This is a genomic window from Streptomyces sp. FH025 (assembly GCF_017427025.1).
Classification (GTDB): domain Bacteria; phylum Actinomycetota; class Actinomycetes; order Streptomycetales; family Streptomycetaceae; genus Kitasatospora.
In genome coordinates, this window is record NZ_JAFLNG010001020.1 from 1 (window position 1) to 1,980 (window position 1,980).

The 1,980-nt window shown below is 73.6% G+C and carries 3 protein-coding genes; 1 reads left to right on the top strand and 2 read right to left on the bottom strand.

The features are described 5' to 3' along the window. Nucleotides 1-70 precede the first annotated feature (70 nt). Nucleotides 71-640, bottom strand: a complete 570-nt coding sequence (locus J0670_RS36810; RefSeq protein ID WP_207817129.1) for an RNA polymerase sigma factor — start codon at nt 638-640, stop codon at nt 71-73. A gap of 299 nt (nt 641-939) precedes the next feature. After that, nucleotides 940-1,413, bottom strand: a complete 474-nt coding sequence (locus J0670_RS36815) for a MarR family winged helix-turn-helix transcriptional regulator (protein WP_207817130.1) — start codon at nt 1,411-1,413, stop codon at nt 940-942. Between the two features lie 163 nt (nt 1,414-1,576). On the opposite strand from J0670_RS36815, the gene J0670_RS36820 reads away from it, so the two are divergent. Next, a partial coding sequence (locus J0670_RS36820) for an organic hydroperoxide resistance protein (RefSeq protein WP_207817131.1) occupies nt 1,577-1,980 on the top strand: 404 nt, incomplete at its 3' end.

The following is a 1,980-nucleotide window of genomic DNA, read 5'->3' on the forward strand; positions in this document are numbered from 1 at the left end:
GCCGCCGGGTCGTGGTCGCGGAACTCCCGCTCCAGTTCGGCGGCGTGCGCGCGCAGCAGCTCGGTGACCGTCATGTCGCCCGCCCGTCGTCCGGGTGCTCCAGCAGGTACTCCAGGTGGCGCCGGCCGAGGCTGTAGTAGGTCCGGGCGGTGGTGTGGGCGATGCCGAGCGCCCGGCCGATGTCGGGGTACGACAGGCCCGCCTGGCGCAGCCGGACCACGTCGGCCTGGACCGGCGCGGCGCGCGCGAGTTCGTCCATCGCCCAGTCCAGGGCGTCCAGCTCGGCGAGTTCGTCGAGCTCGTCGTGGCTGGTGTCGGGGCGGCGCTGGGCGATCACCCGCAGCCGCTTGCGCTCGGCGCGGCGCCGTTCGCGCAGGACGTCCACGACCGCGTCCTTGACGATCTTGAAGGCGAAGGCCTGCGGGTCCTCGCTGGCCAGGGCCCGGCGCCAGTTCCGGTACAGCGTGGTGCCGGCGTTCTGCACGGCGTCCTGGGCGTCCTCGCGGTGGCGCAGCCGCTGCTGGGCGTAGCGGAGGTAGCCGGAGTTCTCGCGGGTGAAGAAGGCCTCGAAGTCGGCCGGCAGGTCGTCGAGCGGGTTCGCCCGTAGGCTCCGCTCCTCGCCCGGCACGGGATTGTTCACACGCGCCCCCTCTTCCTGGGTCAGCTGGCCGGCCCACCGGGTGGCACGCCGACGGCCCCTTGGGGCTCGTGGTGTAACCGTCCGGGAGGCGCGGGTTGTTGACCGGATCGGGCGGACAATTGGCGACCGTTTCCGTTCACTTTCGAGCAGGGCCGCTGACCTGCTGCTTCAGGCGCGTGAACCAGCACCGGGCCGACGCGACGTGACTCAGATCACACCGCCCGGGCCGCCCCACTTGACAGGCCCGGGGCGCGCCTCCCGGGTTCCGCGCGGACCCGGCAGGACCCGGGGGACGGGCCCTACGGCGCGGGCTCCACCGCCGCGCCGTCCAGCGCGACGGTCACCCGCTCCAGCAGCGTGCGCAGCGCGGCCAGGTCCTCGACCGGCAGCCCGGTCGCCGCGAGCAGTCGACGCGGGACCTGCCCGGCCCGCTCGCGCAGCGCCGACCCCTCGGGGGTGAGGCTGACGGTGACCGACCGCTCGTCCTCCGGGCTGCGCTCCCGACGCACCAGCCCGGCCGCCTCCAGCCGCTTGAGCAGCGGGGAGAGGGTGCCGGAGTCGAGCCGCAGGCGCTCACCGATCCGCTTGACCGGGAGCTCGCCGTCCTCCCAGAGCACCAGCATGACCAGGTACTGCGGGTAGGTGAGCCCGAGGTCCCGGAGCAGGACCCGGTAGACGCCGCCGAAGGCGCGCGAGGCCGCGTTGAGCGAGAAGCAGATCTGCTGGTCGAGGCGGAGCAGTTCCTCGTCCGCCATGCCCGGGAGCGTGGTCATGGGCCCATGGTACCGACCACCCTCGCGCGATTAAGTTGTGCGCAATTGAATTGCGTGCTCTACTTATCGAGCAGCCCGAAGCACTCCCGAGGCGGCCCCAGCGGCCGCCGAACCACCACCGGCCGCGCCGTCGGCGCGCCACCAGCACGAAGGGACACCCCTCATGGACGCGATCTACACCGCAGCCGCCACCGCCAACGGCCGCGAGGGCCGCGCCGTCAGCTCCGACGGCCGACTGGACCTCGCCCTCGCGATGCCGCCCGCGCTCGGCGGCGACGGCCAGGGCACCAACCCCGAGCAGCTGTTCGCGGCCGGCTACGCCGCCTGCTTCGCCAGCGCCCTCGGCCTGGTCGGCCGACAGGCCGGGGTGGACACCGGCGAGGCTTCGGTCACCGCCGAGGTGTCCATCGGCAAGGACGACGCCGGCTTCGGCCTGGCCGTCGTGCTCCGCGTCGAGCTGCCCGAGTCGCTCGCGGGCGAGACCGGCGAGGCGCTGGTCAAGCAGGCCCACGAGGTGTGCCCGTACTCCCGCGCCACCCGGGGCAACATCCCGGTCGAGCTGGTCGT